Raw genomic sequence first — 7,465 nt, forward strand, 5'->3', positions numbered from 1 at the left:
GTTATAGATTTAATCGTCGTTTCACGCTTGAGGATATGCTGCCTCGGTTTATGTTCGTTGCCTTACGTACTCCGCCTATGCCACAACGCTATTTAAGCATGGCTGAGCTTTATGGGTAATCAGGTATTCATTAGAGAACAGCCCCTGCATGCTGCTTAAATCAACACCGACACCGGGTTGAAAAAATTCTCCCATAAAGATAGCCAAAGCAACGCCAGCAGCAGAAGTGAGCATAAAAAATGCAAAAGTACTCAGGCCAATTTTACCAGCTGCTGGACTATCACCAAGATTTGCAGCACCTGTAATAATTGCCACAGCAACAAGAGGAATAACTAACATCTTAATCAAATGAATAAATATAGCGCCTAATGGCGCAAACATCGTTGCCGACTCGCCCATATAAGACCCAACTAGGGTACCTATAATCATAGCAATAACTACCTGAGTTCCGATATTGGACAGTAGTCCCTTGTGTTTTTTTAACACCTTGAATCCTTAAAATAATGAATAAAATAATGATGTTAGCAATTTTAGAAGGGAATTAACTCTATTTATTACTAATATTACGCTTCAGTTTATAAACGAGTCAAGGTACCTGCATTTGCAGATACAATCCAGCTGCTGATCAACAATATGCCTAAAGTAAGATTATTTAATCAACTTTAGTGATCTATTGCGCAGATATTAATCCGTTGTATTTAATGTCTAATAGCAAACTAGATCGGTCATTAATAAAAATATTTATATCGGATCGTATATAAATACATTCTTTTGCTACAATGCTGAACAGCTAGGGTATTATCTTAGGTTTAATCATTATCAACTGACAAGGAAAGTAAAATGAAAATATTGGTCTTAGTTTTATCGTTCATTATGTCGTCGTTTAGCCTCGCGGCCACCTTAATAGGCGAGCATGGCGTAGAGATAGTTGCAATAGATGGTGAAGAAGTTGAAAGTGGTTTTTTCGGCAGCGAAGATTCACAGTTATCGGATGGTAATCATCAGATAGTGGTAAAGTATGCAAAAAATTTCCGAAAGGATGAAAGAATAGAAAGTAGGCCGTATATTTTTGATCTCAATATCAAAGGTGATACAAAAATTAGTGTTGATAATATCAATAGTCAAAATCAAGCGGAGCGTGCAATACGCGACGGTCTAGTATGGATTGTAAAAAATGATGGGCCAATCCAAACGATAGAAGACAGTGCTCAGCTCACCGATGATGGCTACTTTCCTTATCGTAATATTAAAAAGTTAATTACTGCTTATAACCAAGAAAATGACATAACACTCACCTCAGTCACCACCACAAGACAAGCGGAAGAAATAAAAACCACTGGACAACCAAAGAAACATAAAATGAAAACTATGGGTGAGCAATCAAAAACTCAACAATTGGTGGAAACTTACAAAGCGGCGACTAAAAGTGAGCGCAAAGCATTTAGAATATGGCTACTTGAGCAGGATATGAAATAACACAAAGTTTGAGGGTCTAAAAAACAGCCATAAAAACTGCGTAACTGCTTATTTATAATCCAACTATTTGGAATAATAAGCAGTTATTTATAACAAACAACTTCAATAGCCAGCTTATACCTCCCAGCCTTTATAAATAGTAAGGCCTCCCTTTTTCCTGTTTTTTCAAGTAGACTGCCCCTCTTTTATTTCTACATTGCACTATGGAATCATTATTTTGCAGACACTTTCTCAGCTTATATCGGGCAAATTATCTGGTATTAAACATTTAAAATTATCAGAAAACCTAACCTCATTTCCAACAGAAATATTAACACTCGCAGACAGCTTAGAAATTCTCGATTTATCAGACAATCAATTGTCCGAATTACCCGAAACGCTAACGGCACTGCACAAGCTGCGGATTATTTTTGCTTCAAATAACCTCTTTGAATCACTTCCTGAAGTGCTTGGTCAATGCCCTCAGTTGGAAATGGTTGGCTTTAAATCCAATAAAATAAAACAACTATCAGAAAAATCGTTACCCACCAAGTTACGCTGGCTTATTTTAACAGACAACCAGCTGGAAACCTTACCAGATGCTCTGGGTGAACGCCCTTGGCTGCAAAAATTAGCTTTAGCAGGTAATCGATTAATAAAACTACCAAAATCATTAGCCCAGTCTCATAACCTAGAATTGCTGCGGATTTCCGCAAACCGATTGACGGAATGTCCCGATCAGTTACTAAATTTACCTAAGCTTGCTTGGTTTGCATTTTCAGGTAATCCATTTAGCCAAGTAAAAGGTAAGCAACGATCAGTCCCTAAAATATCCTCCTCTAGCTTCACCTTACAAAAACAACTCGGGCAAGGCGCTTCAGGGATCATTTCACAGGCGGTTTGGCGTCACCAGCAAACACACTTTCCAGCTGAAATTGCAGTAAAAGTATTTAAAGGAGCGGTTACTAGCGATGGTTATCCTGAAGATGAGTTACAAGCGTGTTTACAAGTTGGTGCTCATCCCAACTTAGTTCAGTCTTTAGCACAGGTAAATGAAGAAGGCTATTTAGCCTTGATTATGGATTTAATTCCCCCTCACTATCGCAACCTAGGTTTACCTCCGTGTTTCAAAAGCTGCACCCGCGATACATTTCCACCGGGCTTCACTCTTTCTATTAAGCACATCGATAAAATTGTTGTGCAGATGGAAGCTGTCTTTGCCCACTTACATGCAAAGCAAGTATCTCATGGTGACTTGTACGCACATAACACCTTGTTTGATGAGCAAGCTAATATTATTGTCGGTGATTTTGGGGCCGCCACCCTCTACCATATGCAGACTGAAAAACAGCAGGTGCAAATTAAGTTAATTGAATCTCGTGCTCTTGGCCATTTTATTGATGATCTATTGGGTCTTTGTGTTAAAGAAGATCAGTCCAGTATTCAATTTAAACGTATCGCTCGACGAGGGCTTGTTAAACGTGCAGTGGTAACTGTCCCTAGTCAACTACAATATAACTAGGTAACGCAGACATTACAGCGCTAGTCAATTTTCGAAATGACCAGCTAATCATTAGAAGTAAAAAACCGGGCAAACATGCAACCCGGTTTTAAAGTTAGCTTAACTCTTATCAATGATTTTTAGAGAATAAAGATCGTTGCGACGGTCTTTTAGTGTCGTCACACTACCATGGTTATGCAAGGCATTTAAGAGGTCTAAATTCACTTCTACAATGAGGCTCATTTCCGAGTTTGGTGTCGCTTCCGCTTTGATGCCAGTGGTTGGAAATGCAAAATCAGACGGGGTAAAAAGAGCTGATTGCGCATACTGAATATCCATATTATTAACGCGCGCTAAATTACCAACTGCGCCCGCAATCGCCACATAACACTCATTTTCAATAGCACGAGCCATCGCACAATGACGCACTCGCGTATAACCATTTTGGGTATCCGTTAAAAAAGGTACGAATAAGATGTTCATCCCTTGATCTGCAAGTAAACGAGAATATTCAGGAAACTCAACATCATAGCAGATCATGATCCCTATCTTACCGCAATCGGTATCAAACACTTTAATTTGGTCGCCACCTGTCATTATCCAATTACGTCTTTCTGACGGAGTAATATGTATTTTATCATAACGCTCCCATGTTCCATCTCGGCGGCACAGAAATCCAGAGTTGTAGAGCTTGTCGCCAACCATGTAAGGCATACTGCCAGTAATAATATTAATATTGTAGGTGATAGCAAACTCGATAAATTTATCACGAATAGGGATAGTAAATTCCGCTAATTTACGGATTGTCTCAGGAATACTTAAACGATGAAAAGGCTCCATTAGGGGGGCGTTAAACAGTTCAGGAAAGAGTATAAAGTCACTTTTATAATCCGATACGGCATCCACAAAAAACTCAATTTGTTCAAATAGCGCGTCAATATTATCCATTCTACGCATTTGCCACTGCACCAGACCAATACGCACTTCTGGTTTAGTCGCATTAATCAGTTTTACTGAGCGGGTGTAATAGATGTTTGGCCACTCCAATAATGTCGCATACTCGAGCGATTCAACATCACCAGCCAGGTAATTTTTAAGCAATTTACGCACAAAAAAATCGTTAGCTAATTGAAAACTTAAAACCGGATCGTAAATCTCTTTATCTTTGACTTTCTGTATATATTGCTTAGCAGTTAACTCCTCAGCATACTTCGAATAATTAGGCATGCGACCACCCGCAATAATCGATCGTAAATTGAGGTTTTCACATAACTCCTTCCTCGCCGCATATAAGCGTCGTGCCAGCCTTAATCCACGGTAATCGGGATGAATAAAGACCTCTATACCATATAAAACATCGCCATCTGGATCATGACTAGTAAAGGTCATCTTGGCGGTTACTTCATCATAGGTGTGCTCATCACCAAATTTCGCATAGTTAATAATTAGCGAAAAAGCACAGCCGACAACGACACCATCAACACAAATACAGATTTGCCCATCAGGAAAGCGGGTTAACAAGGCATCTATTGCGCGTTCATCCCACGCATTGAGCTTCTCTATTTGGTATACATCTGCACTAGCGCTTTGCAGCTCGAGCATGTCCCGTTTGGTTAAATGTCTGACTTCAACATGATTGGCTTCCATTTTTTTTCCTTAGATAGTGACAAAATCTCAGTGAACAATGGGATACCCAGTTCACTAAGGTACATAAATTAAAATAATAGCATTGCGCGGTTATTTATTGGCGATACCGAATGGGATATGCACCATTGGAATATCGCCAACGTCAGATACGAGGTGTCCTTTCTGATCATCAAAAAACATATGCGGTTTTAAAATAGATAAAATGCGTTGTTTATCCATTCCGCCTAAAAAGAATGTTTCATTTGCAGCGACGCCCCAATGCTCAAGTGTAGTTATCACCCGTTCATGTGATGGTGCATTGCGAGCGGTGACAATTGCAGTCCTTAAAATACGTTTATAATGTCTATCTTGCTCCAAAGCTTTATCTTCTAACTTTTGCATAAAAGAAAGCTTGGTAAATAAATCGGCTAATGGTCCAGGTTGATGTGGAATATGAGAGTTAACAGTTTCATAGCTATGAAAATCGGCTAGTTGTTCATCTTGTTGAAAAATAGTTTCCGCTTCATCATCGGCAATAACACCATCAAAATCAAATGCGATACGCAGCTCATCTCCTCCGTGATCGTTAATAATTTTACTCGGCAGTACTACGCCTGCAGGAAAGCCTGCATTAATTGCTTTTTTCACATCATCTTCATTAGCAGATAAAAATAGTGAGGTGTTAAATGCAGGTATATATTCAAATGGAGATTTTCCCTCGGTAAATGCAGCGCGGCTAATGGTTAATCCATAATGCTGAATGGATCTAAAAACTCGCTTTCCTGTTATGGCGGAATTGCGGGAAAGTAGTACAACTTCAACGGGTTGCTGTTTTGGGAAATGCTTATTAATATTTAAAAAACGCTTAATAAAAGGAAATGCCACCCCTTTCCCGAGCACTGTATCTAGATGCTTTTGTTGAAATGCTTTATAAGCCGTCGGCCCTTCTGTCAAAAAAACTTGCTGTGATTCACTTAAATCAAACAGTGCGCTTGAAGATATGGCGATAACTAATTTCCGCTCAATTGGATAACCCATTTATAACTACCCTGTTCAACCTATAATATCTGTTTGTTTATAAGTGTGCTTGTCAAGCACTGTCTATATAGATGATAGTAGAAATCATCTAAACGATATATAGCAGGTTGTATAGGGCAAGTAAACTAGCTATTGACAGTTTGCTGCGAATAAATCAGAAATAGATATCGGTCTATAAGAACGCAACATTAATGCCCATGACACAATTGAGTGACTTGCGTTCAAATACAAAATACAATACAAACTAATCCACCATGACAGTGCTGAAGGTCTTTTAGATAGAACCTAAACACTACTAATATAAGGCTTAAATATGTTTATTGGCTGTACTTTATCACCTCATGTGATAATTCCTTGTTATGTTGTGCACCGTAAAGCTGCAATTTATTTAATATCAATATTCACAGTTATCTTAACCCTACTAACGCCTGTTCAGGCAAGAGAAAATGTTTACCCAATCCCAGAAAATGGAGCACGTTTAATTGGCCAAGATGAGTTATATGAAGTCAAGAAAGGCGACTATTTCCATTCGATAGCTCAGTTTTATAATATTGGTCTAGTCGCTCTGATGGATGCAAATCCCGGCATTGATCCCTTTTTACCCACTCAAGGTACAACATTAAAAATACCAACTCGTATGTTACTGCCTGATGTTGCATATCAAGGGATTGTCATTAATTTACCTGAACTTAGATTGTATTATTTTGAAAAAAACACCAATAAAGTCTATGTTTTCCCGATTGGTATAGGCCGTCTAGGTAGGGAAACCCCAATTATGGAAACAACCATCAGAACTAAAATTAAAAATCCAAGTTGGACACCTACTGCAAAGATCAGAGCAGACTATTTAGCACTGCATGGAAATGAATTGCCAGCGGTCGTGCTAGCAGGAAAAAATAATCCCCTCGGTGACTACGCACTACAATTGGCATTTGCTGATTATAGTTATCTGATTCATGGTACTAACCAAAATTTTGGTATCGGTATGCGTGTAAGTGCGGGTTGTATTAGGTTGAACCCAGTAGATATTGCTTGGCTATTTCAGCAAGTGGCAAAAGGTGAACCAGTGAGAATCATTAATGAGCCCATTAAAGTATCTACAGAGCCAAATGGTAAAAATATACTTGAGGTACACGCCCCATTGTCAATTACAAGTGAAGAAAAGGAGAATAATCTGCTCTGGGTGGGTGATAAGGTTAAATTTAAGAATCGTAATAAAGTAAATAACCTGAAAGTGAAAGAAGCGTTATTATCACATCAGGGATTAGCGGTTAACGTAGACAAATAAAACAGCGTAAATAAAGGGGAGTTTTTATTCTCCCCTTGGCAACTTTAGCTATTAGATAAAGTCTTATTTTTTGTATGAAGCGGCGATATTATCAATGCGTGTATTTGCTCGCGCTGCTTCCATAGCTGCAGTTTTTGCACTTGCAGCTGCCGCTTTTGTATCTGCTTTCATCATTTTATGATCAGATGCTAAGTTATCTACTTTTGCAGATAATTCGCTGACTTGATTAGTTAAAGTGCTAACACTCTTTTGTAATTCAACATTATTTGAGCAGCCACTAAGTAAAGCCGAGGTTACAATAACACCCGCAATTAGTAATTTTTTCATAGGTATACCTCTAATAGTTATTTAAGGAACATAAATGTACATTTCCATACACATGCTAAGTATGTCAGAGCTTTGTGATTATTCAAACAAATATAGATGCTTTGTAACTACTCAGCAGGGGTAAATATATTTGGTAGCATATCATTTAACAATAGAGCAAGAGCTGTGGAACCACTGACACCCTGCTTTTTACAGCTCGATAAGTAACTTCTCAGGCCAAAAAACATCTC

The 7,465-nt window shown here is 38.5% G+C and carries 6 protein-coding genes and 2 pseudogenes; 4 read left to right on the plus strand and 4 right to left on the minus strand.

From position 1 onward, the window contains the following. Positions 1–119: pseudogene (locus KSO91_RS15085) on the plus strand (IS1595 family transposase); the annotation flags it as partial. Between the two features lie 4 nt (positions 120–123). Here KSO91_RS15085 and KSO91_RS15090 read toward each other — a convergent pair. Continuing rightward, positions 124–486 (minus strand): annotated as a pseudogene (locus KSO91_RS15090) (cation:dicarboxylate symporter family transporter); the annotation flags it as partial. 354 nt (positions 487–840) lie between these two features. On the opposite strand from KSO91_RS15090, the gene KSO91_RS15095 reads away from it, so the two are divergent. Further along, positions 841–1,476: a YccT family protein gene (locus KSO91_RS15095; protein WP_238743860.1), complete on the plus strand. Its 636-nt coding sequence runs from the start codon at positions 841–843 to the stop codon at positions 1,474–1,476. 217 nt (positions 1,477–1,693) lie between these two features. Next, the gene (locus tag KSO91_RS15100) at positions 1,694–2,977 is read left to right on the plus strand and encodes a leucine-rich repeat-containing protein kinase family protein (RefSeq protein ID WP_238743861.1); all 1,284 of its coding nucleotides are present in this window, start codon (positions 1,694–1,696) and stop codon (positions 2,975–2,977) included. A 99-nt stretch (positions 2,978–3,076) separates the two neighbouring features. On the opposite strand, the gene KSO91_RS15105 is transcribed toward KSO91_RS15100, so the two are convergent. Beyond that, a complete protein-coding gene (locus KSO91_RS15105) occupies positions 3,077–4,603 on the minus strand; it encodes a carbon-nitrogen hydrolase family protein (protein ID WP_238743862.1) in 1,527 nt (508 codons plus the stop codon). Between the two features lie 90 nt (positions 4,604–4,693). After that, on the minus strand, positions 4,694–5,620 hold the full coding sequence (locus tag KSO91_RS15110) for a 5'-nucleotidase (protein ID WP_238743863.1): 927 nt from the start codon (positions 5,618–5,620) through the stop codon (positions 4,694–4,696). Positions 5,621–5,933: 313 nt separating this feature from the next. Between KSO91_RS15110 and KSO91_RS15115 the strand changes: the two genes are divergently transcribed. Beyond that, entirely contained in the window at positions 5,934–6,908 is a 975-nt protein-coding gene (locus KSO91_RS15115; protein ID WP_238743864.1) for a L,D-transpeptidase family protein, read from the plus strand. Positions 6,909–6,971: 63 nt separating this feature from the next. Here KSO91_RS15115 and KSO91_RS15120 read toward each other — a convergent pair whose 3' ends face one another. Next, positions 6,972–7,235 (minus strand): Lpp/OprI family alanine-zipper lipoprotein, encoded by a 264-nt coding sequence (locus KSO91_RS15120; protein ID WP_275114013.1) that lies wholly within the window; start codon positions 7,233–7,235, stop codon positions 6,972–6,974. Positions 7,236–7,465 lie beyond the last annotated feature (230 nt).

The organism is Psychromonas antarctica (assembly GCF_022267535.1).
GTDB lineage: Bacteria > Pseudomonadota > Gammaproteobacteria > Enterobacterales > Psychromonadaceae > Psychromonas > Psychromonas antarctica.